The sequence below is a fragment of the Polaromonas sp. P1_G2 genome (assembly GCF_056405515.1).
Map to the genome: position 1 here is coordinate 1 of NZ_JBFUBY010000048.1, position 18,368 is coordinate 18,368.

Sequence of the window (18,368 nt, forward strand, 5' to 3'; positions counted from 1 at the left end):
CCCTAACCCTCTCCCAGAGGGAGAGGGGAAAAACGGCTCAGTCCTTGGACCGCGTGAGCCCCGCCGTCATGGCCGCGCTGTAGCCGGTCTGCACCACCACGTCGACCACCACGGTTTCACCGCGCTTCACGGCGGCGATGGCGTCCACCAGGATCTTCTCGAGTTCGCCGGCGTCCTCGACCGGGCCAATCCCCGTCAGCCCCTGGCCGCGCGCCATCATGGCGAGGTCGGGCGGCGGGTCGCTGATGCGCTGGCCTATCCAGCGGTTCTCGATCGGGCGCTTGCGCTGGCGTGCCACGCGCTCCTGGTGCACCTCGTCGTTGAAGAAGGAGCGGTTGTTACAGACCACCACCAGCATGGGGATGCGCGCGTTGGCGGCCGTCCACAGCGCGTTGACGCCCATCATGTAGTCGCCGTCGCCTATCACCGCGACGGGCAGGCGGTCAGTGCCCTTGAGGCCCAGCGCCGAGCCTATGGACATGCCGGGGCCGGAACCGATGCCGCCGCCGCCGTCATAACCGAGGAAGTCCAGCGGATGCCTGAAGTCCCACATCTCGCCGCTCCAGCTCAGCGGCAGGCGCATCAGGCAGACCTTCTGGTCACCGACCGCGCGCTTGAGTGTGGCCGCGAGTGTGGACACCATCATGTTGCTGGCGCCCGAGGCGCCCGGCACGGGCTGCACCGGCGGGTATACCGGCAGCGGCCGCTTGGCGGGTGCGGGTGTCTTGCGCGCCCTGACCTGCTGGTTCAGCAAGGTTACTGCCGGCTCGGGCTCGCACAGCATGAAGACGTCGACCGGCGGCAGGCCCTGGTGGTCCATGCTCCAGCCGTTGTGGCTGTAGTGGTCGACCGAGACCTGGATGATCTTGCTGCCCACGGGCTTGTCGCCCCAGGCCTGCTTGAGCGTGCCGGAGAGGTCCAGCCAGTCCAGGCTCAGCACCACGTCGGCTTCGCGCAGCACWTGCTGCGCATTGGGGGTGAGGAAAGCGCCACTGGGCGCGGCGTGCAGCGGGTGGTCGGTCGGGAAGGCCGCGCCCACGCGCAGGTCGGTCAACACCTCGGCGTTCAGGGTTTCGGCCAGTTTGATGCGCTCGGCCCAGGCGGCTTCGCTGCGGGTGACGCGGCCCATCAGGATCACCGGGCGGCTGGCCTTGGACAGCAAGGCCGCGGCCTGCGCGACGATGTCGTCCGAAGGCCTGGCCTGCGGCGGCGCGAGGTAGCGCGCCGGGTCGGGGATCGTGGGGCGCTCAGTAAGCTTGGATTCCTGCAGGGCCGCATCAAAGCAGACATAGACGGGGCCCTGCGGCGCGGTGGTGGCAATCTGCCGCGCGCGCAGCAGGGCCTCTTGCGCGGAAGGGATGGATGCGGGCTGGCAGTCCCACTTGGTGAAGTGGCGCACCAGGGCGGCCTGGTCCTGCGCCGTGTGGATCCAGTCGATCCAGGGGCGGCGCTTGTGGGCGTCGACCGGGCCGGTGGCGCCCAGCACGATGACGGGCACGCGGTCCACCCAGGCGTCGAAGATCGCCATGGAGCCGTGCATCAGGCCGACGTTGCTGTGCAGGATGGCGATCAGCGGCTTGCCTGTGACCTTGGTGTAGCCGTGGGCGATGGCCACCGCGTGCTCTTCATGCAGCACCACCATCATCTGCGGCTTTTCATTGCCGAGGTGGTTGACGATGCTGTCGTGCAGACCGCGAAAGCTCGCGCCCGGGTTCAGCAGCACATAGGGAATGTCCATCGCGCGCAGCATGTCGGCAATGGCATCGCTGGCCCAGACGGTCTCTTCCGGTTCGGAAGGCTGGGGAATGTCGCGGCGCACGGCGGAGCCGGAAGGAAGAGTCATGAAATCTCCTGATGAAAAAAGAGGCCGCTTACTCTGGTTTGATATTGGCTGTCTTGATGACGGCTGCCCAGCGCTTCTGGTCGTCGGCGATCAGTTTGGTGAATTCAGCGGGCGTGCTGGTCTCGGCATAAATGCCCTGCTCGGCCAGCTTGGCCTGCACGTCGGGCAGCGCCAGCGAACGGCGCAGTTCGGCATTGAGCTTGTGGATGATGGCGGCCGGCGTTTTGGCCGGGGCTACCATGCCTATCCAGATGTCGCTTTCATAGCTGGGCACGGTTTCGGCGATGGTCGGCACGTTGGGCAGCAGCTCGACGCGTTTGGTACCTGTGGTGCCCAGCGCGCGCAGCTTGCCGCTGCGGATGTGCGGCAGCGCCGAGTTCATGGGGCAGAACATCACGTCCACTTGGCCGCCCAGCACATCGACCAAGGCGGGCGCGGAGCCCTTGTAGGGAATCTGCGTGAGCTTGGTTCCGGTCATGGATTTAAAAACCTCGGCCGCCATGTGCTGCGGGCTGCCGGAACCAGCGGAGGCATAGGTCAGCTTGTCGGGGTTGGCCTTGGCCAGGGCGATCAGTTCAGCCACGCTGGTGGCCTGCACCTTGGCCGGCGAGACCACCAGCACCATGGGCACGCGGCCCATCAGGGTGATGCCGGTCAGGTCGCGGTTCACGTCGAAGGGCAGCTTGGGATACAGCACCGGGTTGACGGCAACGGTCTGGTTGGGCGCGACCGCGATGTTGTAGCCGTCGGCCTCGGTCTTGGCCATGAAGTCGGTGGCGATGTTGCCGGCCGCGCCGGGCTTGTTGTCGACGATGACGGGCTGGCCGAAGGACTCGGACATCTTCTGGCCCAGGATACGGGCCAGAACGTCGTTGGAGCCGCCGGGCGGCAGCGGCACGACGATGTGGATGGGCTTGACCGGGTAGTCCTGTGCCCAGCCCAGCGAGCCGGCGAAGGCGGCGAAAGCGCCGGAAAAGCAGAGGGCGAGCACCCCGGTGCGGCGATTGAATGGCATGTCTTGTCTCCAGTTTTTATGGCGCGAATTTGCAGGCGCCAGTCATCCTAGTGAAGACCCAAGATTGATTCAATCTTGAACATTGAATCAATGTGAACGGGCCTCCACCTTTTCAACAATGCGCTCGCCCTGAGCGACCGAAGACCCGTGCATCACGAAGAAGGGCGGGGTGTTTTGAGGCCGCTGGCCCCCACCCCTGCCCTCCCCCAGAGGGGGAGGGAGCAAGAGCGGCACGCTGCGATGACGCTAGGACCGGATTTGCTCCTTCCCCCGCTGGGGGAAGGTTGGGATGGGGGCTGGCGGCTTTACAAACTTCGCACGCGGCCGCAGCAGCGTTCCTGCCGCGCGCTGCTCCTGCACATGCGCAACCCAGCCCGCAAGCCGTCCCAGCACAAACAGCGCGGCCGTGGCCTGACGCGGCAGTCCCATGGCGCGGGCCATCACGACCAGCGCCAGTTCCTGCCGGGGCAACAGGCCGGCACCGTCGCGCATCTCGTTGATGAAACGCGAGACCGCGCGCAGTTCGCGGCCGGGGTTCTCACGGTTGAGCACCATGGCCAGCAGCTGCGCGGCGCGCGGGTCGCCCTTGGGATACAGCGGGTGGTCGAAGCCGGGCACGCTCTGGCCCTGGGCATGGAGCTTGTGGGCGCGCTTGACGAGTGCGGCTGTGGTGGGGGCCTGGCCCAGGAAGTCTTCCACGCGCTCGTACATGCGGCCCACGGCCACGCCTGAGGTCGCGCACAGCGCGGCGGCCAGGCAGCTGTGCAGGGTGCCGCCGGCGGAAGCCACGACGCGGGCGGCCAGGGTGCCGGGCGGCAGTTCATGATCGGCCATCAGGATCAGCATGGCGCGCAGGGCTTCGCTGTTCTCCGCGGTCGGCGGCGCGGCCAGTGCGTGCAGCAGGCCGGTGACCATGGACTCGCCGCGCTGCAGGGGCCGATAGCTTTGCGCCGCCCCGACAAAACCGCAGCAGGCCACCACGGTCTGCATGATCTCGCGCGCGGCCGGCAGGGTCTTGCCCTGCGACAGGCGTTCGGCCACGGAGCCGCGCCGCATGCCGAGCAGCAGCACCACGAGCGCGAAGGACTCGAGCACGTTGCCCTGCACCTGCAGCGAGGTCAAGGTCTGGGTGAGCTTGACGAGTTCGGCGGAGGGCTTGCGCACAAGCCAGGCTTTCGCGCGGGTGGCCAGCTCGCCGGTCCAGAGCAGTTCGGCCACCGCTTCGAAGGAAGCGCCGGATCGCACCAGGTCGGCGGCCAGGTGGCCGCGGTAGCGCGGGCCCTGTTCGGTGATCTCGGTGATGGAGGTCGGGAAGATCGGTTCGCCCCAGTTCATGGCCGAGGCCGCCACCGCGCCGTGGCCGGAGCGCGCCAGCGAGCGCATGCCGACGCGCGTGAGGTCGTCGCGCAGGTAGAGCTTTCCCTTCTGGCCCTGCTGGGCCACGCTGCGTATCCAGCCCCGGCTCACGTAGGCGTACAAGGTCTGCGGCCTGACATTGAGGATCATCATGGCCTCGGCCGCCGTGGCGTAGTCGCGGTGCAGCGTTTTGTCCGGGGTGTCCATGGGCTTGCCTTGTCTCCTGGCGAAATGTTGCCGGCCTGCGGTGGGCCGGCGGCTCAGCGCATCACGATGATGGCGATTCCAAGCAATGTCAAGCCGCTGCCGGCCAGCGTGGTGGCCTTGATGGCGTCCCTGTCCTTGAACAGCAGGTGGCTCAGCGGAAACACCAGGATGGGCGTGCACAGGGTCACCAGCGTGGCGATGGACAGCGGTATGTAGCGCATGGCGGCGATCACGCAGATCTGCGCGGAGATCGTCGACACGCCGATCAGTGCAAAAAGCGCCATGCCGCCGCGGTCGGCCGCGCGCATGCGCGAGGCGATCTCGCGCTTGCCGGCGCTGAACAGCAGGTGAAACGCCAGGCCACTGACCGCTCCGACCAGTGCGCCCAGCACGGGCTCGTTCCAGCCACGCACCGCCGAGCCCCTGAGTACATTGCCGATCGCGTAGGCCATGGAACTGCCCACGCCCAGCAGGAACACCGACTGCAGCACGCGCTGCATCGCGGTCGATGCAGGGGCCACAGGCGCGGGGCCACCGTCGGGCGCCATCACGGCGGCCGCGCCTCGGCGCGAGAAGAACCCGGGCTTGTAGCTGACCAGCATCAGGCCGGCGATGGTCATCACCATGCCCAGCGCCACCAGCACGCTCAGGCGCTCACCCAGCCACAGCCAGGCCATCAGCGCGGTGAACAGCGGGCTGCTGATCTGGAAGATGCTGGCCTTGGCCGGGCCGAAGCGCACGACGGATTCATAAAAGAAGAAACGCCCCAGGTAGGTGGCGAAGGCGCCCGCCGCGGCGAACAGCCAGAAGGCCTGCGAATTCCACTGCAGCACGTCGCCACGCAGGCCCATCTGCACGCCGAAAGCCAGGGCCGAAAAAGCAACGTTGGCGGAGGTGGCAACCAGGAAACCCAGGCCGAGGTCCAGGCGATGGGACGCCACCTTGGTGACCAGGATGGACGCGGTGAAAAGCAGCAAGGCAGCGCTTGCCAGCAGATAGCCCAGAAAGGTGTCAGACATCCAGTCTCATCTTGTCATCTTGATCTTGTTGTGCGCCGGCTGTGTGCCGGTGGGCTCCCTATATTTTGAAGGCTTCGAGCGATTCGGGCGCGAACAGCTCCTCGGGTTTAAGCAGCCGCTTCGACAGGCCCTGCTCAAACGAATAGCGCAAAAAGGTCTGCAGCGTGGCCTGGTTCTTCTCGAAGCCGTAGGGCCAGAAGTCCTCGCCCATCTCGCGCCTGACCTGCTCTACGTGCGAGGTCAGCCAGGGCAGCATGGCCTTGAGGGCCGCGGTTTCATAGAGGTCCTCATAGGTGCGGCGCTGCGACTCTTCGAGTGCCTTCATCATCGAACGCGCGACCCAGCGGTTGGCCTCGTAAACGTCGCGGCGTATCGCGACCGTGTGCATGATGGGGAAGATGCCCGTCTCTTTGAAGTAGTTGCGCTCGACCTGCTCATAGTCGTCAAACAGGCGCAGCACCTTGCCGCCGCCCTTGAGGAAGCTGGACGGCATGCGTGCGGTGTAGAGCGCGTCGATCTCGCCGTCGAGCAGCATCTGCGCCAGGGTCTGGTCGGGCCCTATGCGCTCGACCTTGATGTTGGGCGGTAAATCAAGCTTGATTTTTTCGGAGCGGCCGGGCTCTTCCTCGCCACCGGTGAAGTAGGTCACGCTGTCGACGGGCACGCCGTAGTGGTCGGACAAAATGCCGCGTATCCACACCRGGGCCGTCATCTGGTACTCGGGGTTGCCGACGCGTTTGCCGATCAGGTCCTTGGCTTCGCGGATGCCTGAGTTGGCGTTCACATAGATGCAGGAGTGGCGGAAAAAGCGCGAGGGGAACACCGGGATCGCCACAAAGGGCCTCGACTCGTTGAACATGGAGACGGTGTACGACGACAGCGACATTTCCGCGACGTCGAACTCCTTGTGCCGCAGCATGCGGAAGAAGGTTTCTTCCACCGGCATGTTGAGGTAATTCAGGTCTATGCCGTCGGGCTGCACGCTGCCGTCCATCAGGGCGCGGGTGCGGTCGTAGTTCCAGCAGCCGAAGCTCAGTTTCAGTTTTGACATGTCGCGGTGTGTTCCTTGAGAGGAGGTTTCAGTAAATGGTTTATTCAGGTTTGATACCGGAGGTGGCTATAGCTTTGGCCAGCCGCTCGTTCTCGCCGAGGATGGCTTTGCCGTAGTCGGCCGGGCTGCTGCCTATCGGCTCGATGCCGGCATTGCTCAGCGTGGCGATGACGTCGGGCATCCTGGCAATCTGCGCCATCTCGGCGCTGATGCGGTCGATGGCGCTGGCCGGAGTGCCGGTGGCGGCCAGCACGCCGACGATGGGCGCGAAGTCAAAACCCGGAATGATTTCGGCGATGGCCGGCACATTKGGTTCCTGGGCCGAACGTCGGGCCGAGTTGGTGGCCAGCAGCTTGACCTGGCCGCCCTTCACGAAACCCACCAGCGAAGGCAGCGCCGAGAACAGCACTTCGACCTGCCCGCCGATCAGCGCGGGCACCGACTGGCCGGTGCCCTTGAAGGGAACGTGCGTGATCTGCAGGCCCAGGGCGGCCTTCATGGCTTCCATGGTCAGGTGGTGGGTGCTGCCTATGCCCGAGGAGCCGTAGTTCAGCGTGCCGGGCTTGGCCTTGGCCAGGGCGATGAATTCCTGCAGCGTGTTGGCCGGCACCTTGGGGTGCACCGCGAGGTACAGCGGCGCGCGCGCCGCGAGCGAGACCGGCATGAAGTCGCGCTTGTAGTCATAGCCCAGGTTTTTGTAGATGGCGGGGTTGATGGAGAACATCGAACCGTCGGTCACGAGAAAGGTGTAGCCGTCCTTGGGGGCCGTGGCCAGCGCCTGCGCGGCAACCACGCCGTTGGCGCCGGGCCGGTTGTCGACCACCACAGCCTGGCCCAGTTTATCGCCCAGGCGCTGCGCGTAGATGCGCGCCACGGTGTCGGGCAAGCCGCCGGCCGCATAGGGCACGACAAATTTGATCGGATGGTTCGGGTAAGCGCCCTGGGCACTCGCGAAGCGGGGCAGCAGGCCGGCCAGCAGCATTGCGCTGGCCAGCAAGAGGAAGCGGCGTGGGGATTTCATGGACTTGTCTCCTGATAATTTTTTAGCTGACGATGCGGAACGGGAAGCAAACGGAAAAGCAATACCAATACGGCTAGGTGGAGTAGGACGGCTCCAGCTCGGGTTCGCGCGTATCCCAGACATAGGACGCCCGGTAGGCGCGCCAGTCGGTGGTCTTGGGCACGATGGCCTGGAAGGCAACCACGCTGGACGGGATACGCGCCGCGCCTGTGCCTATGGCCGTGCCGCCGGCCTGGAAGTCGCGCACCGCCTCCAGCATCTGCTTGCGGAACTCGACCACGGCCATGTCGCTGGCGCCCAGGCGCTCGTGCGTGCGGTCAGCGATCGGCCCCATGGTCACCCACATCGCGATGTCCTGGTTGGGGAAACCGGTGATGCCGGTGAAGTTGCCTGCCTTCATGGCCTCGCGGTCCTGCCAGAAATGGTTGCCGCGGTTGCGCAGCGGCGCGTAGTTGGCATCGAGGTCGGCACCCAATTGCTGGCCCAGGAATTTACGCCAGCTGTCGGTGTCGGGTGTCTGCGAAGGATGGCCCCAGGCGATGAAATAAAAGGCCGTGTTGGTGTCGTCCATCGGCACGTTGATGTTGGCGACGTTGTAGAGGTTGTTGGGCGGGATCAGCGCGGTGGCCGGCGCGACGAACACCGTCGAGCGGATGTAGTCGTTGGCGGCCGCGTTCTTGATCGGGCGGCGGATGGCCGCATACCGGAAGCCGTAGCTGCCGCGCTCCACCTGCATGCGCGGCGCCTTGTCGGTCGAGGGACGCAGCCAGTTGGTATCGGTGGCTTCGGCGCCTTCGACGCGCGCCGGCACCATGTCGGAGGAATGYAGGCTGGAGCTGTGCGCCGAGTCGATCGCGCCTTCAAGGATTTGCGCCCAGTTGCAGGGGATTAGCGCCTTGGCGATGGTGACCTTGGCATCGGCCGTGGGCGCCCAGGCCGGCGGCTCGAACTCGGGCTGGCTTTCTTTCGGGCCCATATAGGCCCAGACAAAACCGCCCCACTCTTTCACCGGGTAGGCCAGGTGCTTGACCTTTTGCGCCATGCCGCTGGCGGTGGGCTCGGAAACCATCTCCAGCACATTGCCTTCCACGTCCATCTTCCAGCCGTGATAGAGGCAGCGCAAGCCGCAGTCTTCATTGCGGCCGAACACCAGCGAGACGCGGCGGTGCGGGCAGTATTCATCCATCACGCCGACGCGGCCCTTGGTGTCGCGGAACACCACCAGGTCTTCGCCGAACACGCGCGCCTTGACGGGCGTGCCGTCGGGTTCGCTGACCTCTTCGATCAGGCAGACGGGCGTCCAGTGGCGGCGCATCAGCTGGCCCATGGGGGCCTGGCCCTCAACGCGGCACAAGAGTTCATTTTCCTCAGCGGTCAACATCGCGAATGTCCTTCTCATCAGGGCGGGCCACAGGTGGGGCCCTTGCTTCAAAACGGGTTTAAAAACGGCTTGCAAATCCAGGGCAAGACGATTATTCTTAGATGACTAAGATTATCGTTATTTTGTTTTTTGTCAAGAAAATTTTGGAGACAAGAATGAGCGTTAACCCCAAGGCCAATGACGCCGCCACGCACGCCGCGGCGGCGGAGCCCGATTTCTTTTCCTTGAAGGTTGCGCGCAAAGGGGAAGTCGCACAAGGCATTTACCTGTTCGAGCTGCACCGCCCCGACGGCGCCCCCTTGCCCGCCTTTACCGCCGGCTCGCACCTGACGGTGGAAGTGCCCAGCGGCGTGCGCCGCAACTATTCGCTGTGCAGCGACCCGGCCGACACCGGCGCCTGGCAGATCGCCGTCAAGCGCGACGGGCGCGGCCGCGGCGGCTCCATCAGCATGGCCGACGAGGTGCAGGCCGGCCAACTGCTGTCGGTGAGCGCGCCGCGCAACAACTTCGAGCTGGCCGCGCACGCCAGCGACTTCATCTTTGTCGCGGGCGGCATAGGCATCACGCCCATCCTGTCCATGATGCGGCAGCTCAAGCGCACCCAGGCCGGCGGCTTCAAGCTCTACTACTGCACACGCGACGCCGCAGGCACCGCCTTCATCAACGAGCTGCAATCCGAATTCCCCGGCCAGGTGCAAATCCACCACGACAACGGCGACATCGACCAGGCGCTGGACCTTTGGCCGGTGTTTGAAAAGCCCGCCGCGGCGCACGTCTACTGCTGCGGCCCCAAAGGCCTGATGGACAGCGTGGCCGACATGTCGGGCCACTGGCCCTCCGGCGCCGTGCATTTCGAAAGCTTTGGTGTCGATGCCACGGTCTATGCGGAGAACACGCCCTTCAGCGTGCGCCTGGCGAAAAGCGGAAAGACCGTGGAGGTCGGCGCCGAGCAGACCCTCCTGGAAGCCCTGCGCGGCAGCGGCCTGCGCGTGGCCAGCTCCTGCGAAAGCGGCACCTGCGGCACCTGCAAGACCGGCCTGCTGGCCGGCGAGGCCGAGCACCGCGACATGGTGCTGACGGACGAGGAAAAATCAGACCACATCATGGTCTGCGTCTCGCGTGCAAAATCGCCCGAACTGGTACTGGACTTATGACACAGCGCAGACTGAAACTCGGCGTGGTCGGGCTGGGGCGGGCCTTCACGCTGATGCTGCCCACCTTTGTGCATGACGGCCGCGTGAAGCTGGTGGGCGCGACAGACCCCATCGCCGCCGCCCGCGCCCAGTTTGAAAAAGACTTCGGCGCGCCCAGCTACGAATCCATCGAGGCCCTCTGCGCCAACCCGGCGGTGGAAGCCCTTTACATCGCCTCGCCGCACCAGCTCCATGCCGAACACGTGCGCCTGGCCGCCTCCTTCGGTAAACACGTCATGGTGGAAAAACCCATGGCCCTGACGGTGGACGAATGCACCAGCATGATTGAGGCGGCCCGCGGCGCGGGCGTCCACCTGATCGTCGGCCACAGCCACAGCTTCAACACCCCGATACGCCGCACGCGCGAACTCATCGACAGCGGCCGCTATGGCGCGGTGAAGATGATCCACGCGCTGAATTTCACCGACTTCCTCTACCGCCCACGCCGGCCCGAAGAGCTGGACACGGCCGCCGGCGGCGGCGTGATCCACAGCCAGGCCACCCACCAGATGGACATCGTGCGCCTGCTGGGCGGCGGGCTGGTGCGCAGCGTGCGCGCCCACACCGGCGCCTGGGACGCGAGCCGCCCCACCGAGGGTGYCTACAGCGCGCTGCTGCGTTTTGAAGGCGGTGCCTTCGCCTCGGCCACCTACAGCGGCTACGGCCATTACGACTCGGACGAGTTGCTGGGAAATATTGGCGAGATGGGCCAGGCCAAAAACCCGGCCGACTATGGCGCGGCCCGCAAGCGGCTGCAAGGCGCGGCCAGCTCGGCGGAAGAAAGCGCGCTCAAAGCCGCCCGCAACTACGGCGGCAGCCTGTACACGGCCGGCAGCGCCCTGCCCCTTGGCCTGCGGCACCAGCATTTCGGCCAGGTCATCGTGAGCTGCGAAAAGGCCGACCTGCGCCCCGGGCCGTCGGAGATCACCATCTATGCCGACAGCGAAAAAACCGTGGAGCCCCTGCCTGCCCCGGCTATCCCGCGCCAGGAAGTGATTGACGAGCTGTATGCCGCCGTGGCCGAGGGCAAGCCGGCCGTGCACAGCGGCGAATGGGCCCGCGCCACCACGGCGGTCTGCCTGGCGCTGCTTGAATCCGCCCGCAGCGGCCGGGATTGCATCCCCCCGCACCAAGTCGGTCACAATGTTGGTTCATGAGCAACGACACCCAAAACATCATCCGCCACTGGCGTGAAGCCGTGCCCAATGACCGCCTCGCGCACCTGATCCGCGATGCCTCACGCGCCTTTCACCGCGCGCTGCAGGTGCGGCTGGCGCAGCATGGGGTGCCCTTCGGCCACTGGACTTTCCTGCGCATCCTCTGGGAATCCGACGGTCTGACGCAAAAAGAACTCAGCGAACGCGCCGGCGTGATGGAGCCCACCACCTTCACCGCCATGAAGGCCATGGAGTCGCTGGGCTACATCGAGCGCAAGCAGCTACCCACCAACAAGAAGAATATGTATGTGCACCTGAGCGACAAGGGCCGCGCGCTCAAGAAGCTGCTGGTGCCCCTGGCCGAAGAGACCAACAACGTGAGCATCGAAGGCATAGAGCCTGAACACATCAAGATGACACGCACGGTGCTGCTGGCCATGATCGAAAACCTGGCCCGCGACGAGTTGCTGCAGGACAAGGCCACGCCGGCCAGGCGCAGGGCCGCGGCGGCCACCGAAGGCGAGCGGCATGGGAAGGCCGGGCAGGCCGAAAAGGCCGGGCAGACGAAAAGCCCCGAAAGAACGAGATCCGCAAAAAAATAAGCCCCAGGGAAAACCCCGGGGCACCAAAGCCGCTGCCTAAAAAGGCCGGCGGCTTTTTTGTTTTCGGCCTTAGCCTTAGATCAAGGTCACGCCGGTCTTGGCCTGCAGCGCTTCACGCGTCACGCCGGGCGCCAGTTCCACCACTTTGAGGCCTTCGGGTGTCACGTCCATCACGGCCAGGTCGGTGATGATGCGGTCCACCACGCCCACACCCGTGAGCGGCAAGGTGCACTGGGGCAGAATTTTCATGTCCTCGGTGCCGTCCTTCTTTTTGGCGACGTGTTCCATCAGGATGATGACGCGCTTGACGCCCGCCACCAGGTCCATCGCGCCGCCCATGCCCTTGACCATCTTGCCCGGGATCATCCAGTTGGCCAGGTCGCCTTTTTCGCTGACCTGCATCGCGCCCAGGATGGACAGGTTGACCTTGCCGCCGCGGATCATCGCGAAGCTGTCATGGCTGCCGAAGATGGACGAGCCCTTGATGGTGGTGACGGTCTGCTTGCCGGCGTTGATCAGGTCGGCGTCGACCTGGTCCGCGGTCGGGAACGGGCCTATGCCCAGCATGCCGTTTTCCGACTGCAGCCACACTTCCTTGTCGCCGGTGAAATTGGCCACCAGCGTCGGGATGCCGATGCCGAGGTTCACGTAAAAACCGTCTTCGAGTTCCTGGGCGGCGCGCGCCGCCATCTGGTCTTGGGTCCAAGGCATGTCAGGCTCCTGCTTTCTCGGTGATGGTGCGCTTCTCGATGCGTTTTTCAGGATTCGCATTGAGCACGATGCGGTGCACATAGATGCCCGGCAGGTGGATGTCGTCGGGCGCCAGCTCGCCGACTTCGACGATCTTCTCCACCTCGACGATGCAGACCTTGCCGGCCATCGCTGCGGCCGGGTTGAAATTGCGGGCCGTGAGGTTGAAGCGAAGGTTGCCCGACTTGTCGGCCACATGCGCCTTGACCAGGGCCACGTCGGGCACCAGCGAACGCTCCATCACATAGGTCTCGCCGTCGAATTCGCGCAGTTCCTTGCCCTCGGCAACCTGCGTGCCCACGCCGGTCTTGGTGAAAAAGGCCGGGATGCCGGCACCACCGGCGCGCAGCTTTTCAGCCAGCGTGCCCTGGGGCGTGAATTCGAGTTCGAGTTCACCGGCCAGGTACTGGCGCTCGAACTCCTTGTTCTCGCCCACGTAGCTGGAGATCATTTTTTTGATCTGCCGGGTCTCCAGCAGCTTGCCCAGGCCGAAGCCGTCGACGCCCGCGTTGTTGGAGATCACCGTCAGGTTCTTGGCCTGGCTGTCACGCAGCGCGTCGATCAGCGCCTCGGGAATGCCGCACAGGCCGAAGCCGCCCACGGCCAGCAACTGGCCGTCTTTGACGACGCCCTTGAGGGCCTCGGCGGCTGAGGGAAAAAGTTTCTTCACAAATCGTCTCCTTGAGTCGTTCGATGTCCAGGCAATCCATTACGATACTACTTATTAAGTTACGTAGTTTTCCGTAAAGGTAAGTACTGTGGAAGTGGATTACCAGCTCGCATTCGATCTGGCGCCGGTGGGACTGGTGCTGTCCCGCAACCGCTCGATTGTGGACTGCAACCAGCATTTATGCGAGATGTTCGGCGCCACGCGCGAGCAGCTCGCGGGCCAGTCCTTCCAGATCCTCTACCCGAGCGCGGACGAGTATGAGCGCATAGGCGCGCGCATGCTTCCCATCCTGAACGCCAAGGGCCTGTACGCCGACGACCGCATCATGAAACGCGTGGACGGCCGCAACAAGGGCGAGACCTTCTGGTGCCACGTCACCGGCCGGGCCCTCAACCGCAGCGCGCCGCACGAGGCCGGCATCTGGACTTTCGAAGACCTCAGCTCGCGCCGCCCGGTCACCGCCGAACTCACAGCGCGCGAGCGCGAAGTGGCCGCCCACCTGATGGACGGCATGACCTCCAAGGAGATTGGCCGCGCGCTGGTCATCAGCCACCGCACCGTCGAAATCTACCGCGCCCGCCTGATGCGCAAGTACAAGGCTTCCACTACCGCAGACCTGGTGCACAAGCTCATGGCCGGCTCCTGAAAGCCTAGCCCTCTTCCCCCGCCAGCCGGTCGAACGGCAGCACCTGCTTGACCAGGATCACCGTGCAGGGCGCCGCCATGGCGACCTTGATCGGCACGGTCGCCAGCAGGCGCTGCATCTGCAGGCCGTGCGTCGCCGCCCCCATGACGATGATGCCGGCCTGGTTGCCGCGGGCATAGTGAAGAAGCGCCTGCGCGACGTCGCTCGACTCGATGACGTGGAAGGACAGCGTCCGGCTGTCCAGGCCCAAGGGCTGGGCCCACTGCCTGAGCATGCCCAGGTAGCGCCGGTGCACCGTGGTTTCGCTGGTCCGGGTGTCGTGGCCGTCCGCTTCCCCGGGGTCTATCACGGTCACGCAGGCCAGCCGCGCGCCGGGCGCCGTGCCCAGCACCCGCATCACGGCACGCCGCAGCGAATACAGCGTGGCGTCGCTCACGTCCCGATGCGGCACGGCCGCCATGATGATGGGCGCGGCGTCAATCTGCCGCGAAGGCAGCGCGCTGGGCCGGTAATCCTTGCCCACCGCGCGCAGCCAGCGCTTGAAGTGGGCCCAGAAGCCGGTGGCCTTCAGGCGTAACCCCAGCTCCGTCACCGCGATCTGCGCCGGGTCCGACAGGTCCAGCGCCAGGTGCGCGGCCGATGCATAACGCCGGCCGGCTTCGCTCTGCAAGCAATGCAGGATCACCTCCTGCAGCCACTCGGGCAGCTCCGGCCGCAGGACGCGCGGCGGCACCGGGTCCATCCACAGGCGTTGCCGCAAGCCGCCCCGGGYTTGCGGGTTGCCGAACGGCAGTTCGCGCGTGGCCAGCTCGTACAGCATCACACCGACGGCAAAAATGTCGCTGCGCGGGTCGCCCCGCACACCCACCACCTGTTCAGGCGCCATCCAGACGGACGAACCGACGGCGGGACGCAGTTCTTCGGCCAGCAGGTCCGGGTAATGCGCGTGGCAGGACAAGCCGAAATCCAGCAGCACCGCGCTGCCGTCGGGGCGCATCAGCACGTTGGCCGGTTTCAGGTCCAGGTGGCAGGCATCCTGCAGGTGCAGGCTGTGCACCGCCTGGGCCACGGCCACACCCAGCCGGGCGATTTCCTGCGCGGGCAGCGGCCCCGTGGTGTCGTCCAGCAGTTGTTGCAGGGTTCGGCCGGGCACGTATTCCATCACCAGGTAGGGCAGCTTTTCCAGGTCTCCCGCCGCCACCAGCCGCGGCACATGCGGCCCCGTCAATGCCGACAGCAGTTGCAGCTCGACCTCGAAGCCCACGATGTTTTCGGCGCCGTCGCCGGCTGTCATGCGCGGCACCTTCATCGCCATGGGAAAAGGCGCGGCCCGCGACGGATCGGCATACCCCACCTGGTAGATGTGGGCCATGCCGCCGGCATGCAGGCATTCACCGACGACAAACCCGTCRATCACGGTGCCGGGCGGCATCAGCTTCACAGGCCCGCCTCCAGCCGCTCGGCGAAATAGCCGGGCAAACCCGCCGCGCGTATATCGGCCGCCGCGGCCAGATGGTCGTACGCCACACGATGAAAAGTCAGCTCGGCCCGGTCGGCGTCGAACAACGCATACATGGCCCGGGTGTTGCCGTCGCGCGGCTGGCCCACCGAGCCCACGGTGGCGATCCAGCGCCGGTGCGGCGGCACCGGGATGGGCACACCCGGCGTAGGATCAAAGCGCATCAGCCCCTGCCCCGCGCCACGGAAATAAAGCGTCTGCGCGTGCACATGGCCGCAGAACACATAACGCACCGCCGGGTTGAGGCACGCCGCATCAAGGCTGGCTTCGGCGCGGCGTTCGTTGTCGACATAGTGCCAGCGCCCGGGTGCGTCGGCGCTGGCATGCACCAGCAGCGCAGCATCGACGGTGGCCGTCAAAGGCAGCGCCGCCAGAAAATCCAGCGCATCCTGGTCCAGTTGTTCATGGGTCCAGGCGGCGCCGCTCTGGTCCAGCGAACGGGCCTGCGCGGGCGGCGCCACGGCGCACTCGTCATGGTTGCCCTTGAGCACGATGGCGCCCTCGCCCGCCAGGCCGCGAATGCGCCGCACCACCTCGGCCGGTTGCGCACCGTAGCCCACCAGGTCGCCCAGCACGGCCAGCCGGCCGGCACCCTGCGCGGCGGCATGGGCCAGACAAGCCTCCAGCGCGCGCAGGTTGGCGTGTACATCCGACAGCAAGGCGATTTTCATGGGATCAAGCAGCAGTTTTTAATTCAGCGTGAAACACGGCTTTCCGGCAAGTTTGCACCATGCCAGCAAAATTTCCGCAACGGGAACAAAATCAGGGCCGGCATTTCCGCCACGGCCATCCCGCCGAAACCAACCCTCGAGAATTCCCATGGCACTGACGCTTTACCAGGCTTCCATTCCCGTCTTTATCCGCGGCTTCGCCAACCTGTCGGCCGTGCTTGAAAAGGCCAAGGCTCACGCCGAAGCCAACAAGGTGGACCTTTCCACTTACGTCAACGCCCGCCTGGCGCCCGACATGTACCCGCTGTCGGGCCAGGTCCAGGGCGCGAGCGACGCCGCCAAGTTCGGCGCGGCGCGCCTGGCCGCCGTCACACCGCCCAGCTTTGCCGACACCGAAACCACGTTTGAGGAACTGCAGGCCCGCATCACCAAGACGCTGGATTTCCTCAAGACCGTGGACGAGGCGCAAATCAATGCGCGCGCCGGCGGCACCGTGACGCTCAAGGTACGCGGCAAGGAATTGAATTTCGAGTGCGAGCCCTACCTGCTGAACTTCGTGCTGCCCAATCTTTTCTTCCACCTCACCACCGCGTACGGCATCCTGCGCCACCAGGGTGTGCCGCTGGGCAAGATGGATTACCTGGGGAGCTTCTGAATTCCGGGTACGGCATGGTAAAACCAGCGCTCCCGGCCGCGGTGGCCGGACCGGCGGAATGACATCCCGCCTTACAACAGGAATTCCATGACTCCTCAACAACTCGTTGGCCTGGGTGTTCGTTTGTTCGCCGTCTGGCTTGGCATCGCCAGCGTGGCCTACTGGGTGAGCATCCCCGCCGCGCTTGCCGCAAACAATTTAGGCAAAACCCCCAGCATCGTTTCCTACGCCATCGGGGTGGCTTACGTTGCCGCGGCATTGCTGTTCTGGCTTTTCCCCATGGCAATCGCCCACAAGCTGCTGCCCCGCACGCACTACCAGAATCGCTTGTCCGCCGAGCCCCACGAACTTGCCAAGGTCGGCTCCGCGCTGTTGGGCCTGTGGCTGATCACCAAGGCCGCGCCGACCCTGGTGTGGCTTATTTTCCGCAGCTTTCTGTTCATGGAATCCAGTGCCGCCTTCTCATCGATCACACCGGACGCCAAGCTGGACATCTCCATCGCCCTGTTTGAGTTGCTGCTGGCGGTGGTGCTGATTGTCAAGGCAGGTGCATTTGCCCACCTCGTGGTTCCGGTGGCTGAGGCGCCGCGCGAAGACCCTGAAGACCAGGAGCCGTCCGAGGTTCCTCGCTGAAATGCACATCCGGCCTTACATAAACGCAGACCTGGCCGCCGTTGCCCAGCTTTACACCGATGCAGTGCACGGCCTCGCGGGCAGCCACTACGACGAAGCCCAACGCAAGGCCTGGGCGCCGCAGCCGCCCGACCTGGGCATCTGGGAGGCGCGGCTGAAACCTTTGAAGGTATTGCTCGCGCAGGAGGCTGAAAACAGCGACGCGCTGCTGGGTTTCGTCGCCTACGAAGACGACGGCCACATCGACTTGATGTTCAGCTCACCGCTGGCGGCGCGCCGCGGTGTAGCCTCGCAACTGCTGGCCCGCGCCGAGGCCGCGCTGCGCGCCATCGGCGTGGCACAGCTCTACACCGAAGCCAGCCTGGTAGGCCAGCCGTTTTTCGCGCGCCAGGGCTTTATGGTCACGGGAGAGCAACTCGTCGAGCGGCGCGGCGCCCAACTGCGCCGCTTTGCCATGGTCAAGGCCCTGGAAAAATCCTAGCGCGGGCTAAGGCGTCCCGGGTTCGGGTGCGGGTTCGTGCCGTATGGTTTCGCGGTCGCGGTGATGGTCGCGCAGCTTGCCCAGCGTGTGGTCCAGCATGCGCTTGAGTTTGTCGCTCGCGCCGCGGAAAGCCAGGTCCTGGTTGGGCGCGTTGTGGTTGACGGCCAGCGGCTCGTGGCGCGCCAGCCGCGCCTCCATCACGCAGCGCTTCTGGTCGGGGCTGGTTTTGTCACTGTTCTCGTCGCTCATGTGTACTTCGATGCGTGTGATGTCGCCTTTGAAGCGGCCCAGCGACTGATGAAGTTCGCCGCTGGCCCAGCGCTCGAAAGATTCGCCGGTGTGCAGGCTGTGGTTGGAATTGACCTGGATTTGCATGCGCGTTTTTTCTTTCAGGAGTTGCAGCGCGCGGGCCTGCGGGCCGGGCTGCCTGATGAGCCGATCCGCCATGTTTGCGGCTGGAAATTTCATTGTGCGCGCGATGGGCTCCCATGTCTGTAG

19 protein-coding genes are annotated in these 18,368 nt (G+C 65.3%); 7 read left to right on the forward strand and 12 right to left on the reverse strand.

Annotated features, from left to right (window positions below):
- Nucleotides 1–37: 37 nt before the first annotated feature.
- The 7 genes from AC1D0P_RS07330 to AC1D0P_RS07360 form a co-directional block, all read right to left on the reverse strand.
- The gene (locus AC1D0P_RS07330) at nt 38–1,843 is read right to left on the reverse strand and encodes a thiamine pyrophosphate-binding protein (RefSeq protein ID WP_477676119.1); all 1,806 of its coding nucleotides are present in this window, start codon (nt 1,841–1,843) and stop codon (nt 38–40) included.
- A gap of 28 nt (nt 1,844–1,871) precedes the next feature.
- Nucleotides 1,872–2,858, reverse strand: coding sequence for a Bug family tripartite tricarboxylate transporter substrate binding protein (locus AC1D0P_RS07335; protein ID WP_477676120.1), 987 nt, complete (start codon nt 2,856–2,858; stop codon nt 1,872–1,874).
- A gap of 246 nt (nt 2,859–3,104) precedes the next feature.
- Entirely contained in the window at nt 3,105–4,421 is a 1,317-nt protein-coding gene (locus AC1D0P_RS07340; protein WP_477676121.1) for a citrate synthase, read from the reverse strand.
- Between the two features lie 53 nt (nt 4,422–4,474).
- Nucleotides 4,475–5,440 carry a DMT family transporter gene (locus tag AC1D0P_RS07345; protein ID WP_477676122.1) on the reverse strand — a complete coding sequence of 322 codons (966 nt, stop codon included), beginning with the start codon at nt 5,438–5,440 and terminating at the stop codon, nt 4,475–4,477.
- 58 nt (nt 5,441–5,498) lie between these two features.
- Entirely contained in the window at nt 5,499–6,491 is a 993-nt protein-coding gene (locus tag AC1D0P_RS07350) for a substrate-binding domain-containing protein (protein WP_477676123.1), read from the reverse strand.
- A gap of 40 nt (nt 6,492–6,531) precedes the next feature.
- Entirely contained in the window at nt 6,532–7,512 is a 981-nt protein-coding gene (locus AC1D0P_RS07355) for a Bug family tripartite tricarboxylate transporter substrate binding protein (protein WP_477676124.1), read from the reverse strand.
- A gap of 73 nt (nt 7,513–7,585) precedes the next feature.
- The gene (locus AC1D0P_RS07360) at nt 7,586–8,893 is read right to left on the reverse strand and encodes a Rieske 2Fe-2S domain-containing protein (RefSeq protein WP_477676125.1); all 1,308 of its coding nucleotides are present in this window, start codon (nt 8,891–8,893) and stop codon (nt 7,586–7,588) included.
- Between the two features lie 155 nt (nt 8,894–9,048).
- Here AC1D0P_RS07360 and AC1D0P_RS07365 point away from each other — a divergent pair, with 155 nt between their 5' ends.
- The 3 genes from AC1D0P_RS07365 to AC1D0P_RS07375 are packed head-to-tail and all read left to right on the forward strand — an operon-like array spanning nt 9,049 to nt 11,845.
- Nucleotides 9,049–10,047 (forward strand): PDR/VanB family oxidoreductase, encoded by a 999-nt coding sequence (locus tag AC1D0P_RS07365; protein ID WP_477676126.1) that lies wholly within the window; start codon nt 9,049–9,051, stop codon nt 10,045–10,047.
- Complete coding sequence (locus tag AC1D0P_RS07370) at nt 10,044–11,243, forward strand: Gfo/Idh/MocA family protein (protein WP_477676127.1); 1,200 nt, start codon at nt 10,044–10,046, stop codon at nt 11,241–11,243. Before AC1D0P_RS07365 ends, AC1D0P_RS07370 begins: the two co-directional genes overlap by 4 nt.
- Nucleotides 11,240–11,845: a MarR family winged helix-turn-helix transcriptional regulator gene (locus AC1D0P_RS07375; RefSeq protein WP_477676128.1), complete on the forward strand. Its 606-nt coding sequence runs from the start codon at nt 11,240–11,242 to the stop codon at nt 11,843–11,845. The genes AC1D0P_RS07370 and AC1D0P_RS07375 overlap by 4 nt, the downstream gene beginning before the upstream one ends.
- A gap of 75 nt (nt 11,846–11,920) precedes the next feature.
- Here the strand turns inward: AC1D0P_RS07375 and AC1D0P_RS07380 are convergent, their stop codons facing one another.
- Nucleotides 11,921–12,556 (reverse strand): 3-oxoacid CoA-transferase subunit B, encoded by a 636-nt coding sequence (locus AC1D0P_RS07380; RefSeq protein ID WP_477676129.1) that lies wholly within the window; start codon nt 12,554–12,556, stop codon nt 11,921–11,923.
- Nucleotide 12,557: 1 nt separating this feature from the next.
- Nucleotides 12,558–13,265: a CoA transferase subunit A gene (locus tag AC1D0P_RS07385; protein WP_477676130.1), complete on the reverse strand. Its 708-nt coding sequence runs from the start codon at nt 13,263–13,265 to the stop codon at nt 12,558–12,560.
- A gap of 88 nt (nt 13,266–13,353) precedes the next feature.
- On the opposite strand from AC1D0P_RS07385, the gene AC1D0P_RS07390 reads away from it, so the two are divergent.
- Entirely contained in the window at nt 13,354–13,911 is a 558-nt protein-coding gene (locus AC1D0P_RS07390) for a helix-turn-helix transcriptional regulator (protein ID WP_436153885.1), read from the forward strand.
- Nucleotides 13,912–13,915: 4 nt separating this feature from the next.
- On the opposite strand, the gene AC1D0P_RS07395 is transcribed toward AC1D0P_RS07390, so the two are convergent.
- The gene (locus AC1D0P_RS07395; RefSeq protein WP_477676131.1) at nt 13,916–15,352 is read right to left on the reverse strand and encodes a serine/threonine protein kinase; all 1,437 of its coding nucleotides are present in this window, start codon (nt 15,350–15,352) and stop codon (nt 13,916–13,918) included.
- A complete protein-coding gene (locus AC1D0P_RS07400) occupies nt 15,349–16,101 on the reverse strand; it encodes a metallophosphoesterase family protein (RefSeq protein WP_477676132.1) in 753 nt (250 codons plus the stop codon). The genes AC1D0P_RS07395 and AC1D0P_RS07400 overlap by 4 nt, the downstream gene beginning before the upstream one ends.
- 148 nt (nt 16,102–16,249) lie before the next feature.
- Between AC1D0P_RS07400 and AC1D0P_RS07405 the strand changes: the two genes are divergently transcribed.
- The 3 genes from AC1D0P_RS07405 to AC1D0P_RS07415 all read left to right on the forward strand — a co-directional run bounded on the left by AC1D0P_RS07405 (nt 16,250) and on the right by AC1D0P_RS07415 (nt 17,870).
- Nucleotides 16,250–16,756: a DUF1993 domain-containing protein gene (locus AC1D0P_RS07405; protein WP_477676133.1), complete on the forward strand. Its 507-nt coding sequence runs from the start codon at nt 16,250–16,252 to the stop codon at nt 16,754–16,756.
- 123 nt (nt 16,757–16,879) lie between these two features.
- The gene (locus tag AC1D0P_RS07410) at nt 16,880–17,389 is read left to right on the forward strand and encodes a hypothetical protein (RefSeq protein WP_477676134.1); all 510 of its coding nucleotides are present in this window, start codon (nt 16,880–16,882) and stop codon (nt 17,387–17,389) included.
- Between the two features lies 1 nt (nt 17,390).
- On the forward strand, nt 17,391–17,870 hold the full coding sequence (locus AC1D0P_RS07415; protein WP_477676135.1) for a GNAT family N-acetyltransferase: 480 nt from the start codon (nt 17,391–17,393) through the stop codon (nt 17,868–17,870).
- Between the two features lie 6 nt (nt 17,871–17,876).
- Here the strand turns inward: AC1D0P_RS07415 and AC1D0P_RS07420 are convergent.
- Nucleotides 17,877–18,368: HPF/RaiA family ribosome-associated protein (locus tag AC1D0P_RS07420; protein ID WP_477676136.1), on the reverse strand; the 492-nt coding region annotated here is incomplete at its 5' end.

Bases quoted from the DNA above. Each gene is read 5' to 3' on its own strand.
- AC1D0P_RS07340 (WP_477676121.1), bottom strand. From the start codon at position 4,421: ATGGACACCCCGGACAAAACGCTGCACCGCGACTACGCCACGGCGGCC.
- AC1D0P_RS07380 (WP_477676129.1), bottom strand. From the start codon at position 12,556: ATGCCTTGGACCCAAGACCAGATGGCGGCGCGCGCCGCCCAGGAACTC.
- AC1D0P_RS07405 (WP_477676133.1), top strand. From the start codon at position 16,250: ATGGCACTGACGCTTTACCAGGCTTCCATTCCCGTCTTTATCCGCGGC.
- AC1D0P_RS07400 (WP_477676132.1), bottom strand. From the start codon at position 16,101: ATGAAAATCGCCTTGCTGTCGGATGTACACGCCAACCTGCGCGCGCTG.
- AC1D0P_RS07375 (WP_477676128.1), top strand. From the start codon at position 11,240: ATGAGCAACGACACCCAAAACATCATCCGCCACTGGCGTGAAGCCGTG.
- AC1D0P_RS07365 (WP_477676126.1), top strand. From the start codon at position 9,049: ATGAGCGTTAACCCCAAGGCCAATGACGCCGCCACGCACGCCGCGGCG.
- AC1D0P_RS07335 (WP_477676120.1), bottom strand. From the start codon at position 2,858: ATGCCATTCAATCGCCGCACCGGGGTGCTCGCCCTCTGCTTTTCCGGC.
- AC1D0P_RS07345 (WP_477676122.1), bottom strand. From the start codon at position 5,440: ATGTCTGACACCTTTCTGGGCTATCTGCTGGCAAGCGCTGCCTTGCTG.
- AC1D0P_RS07415 (WP_477676135.1), top strand. From the start codon at position 17,391: ATGCACATCCGGCCTTACATAAACGCAGACCTGGCCGCCGTTGCCCAG.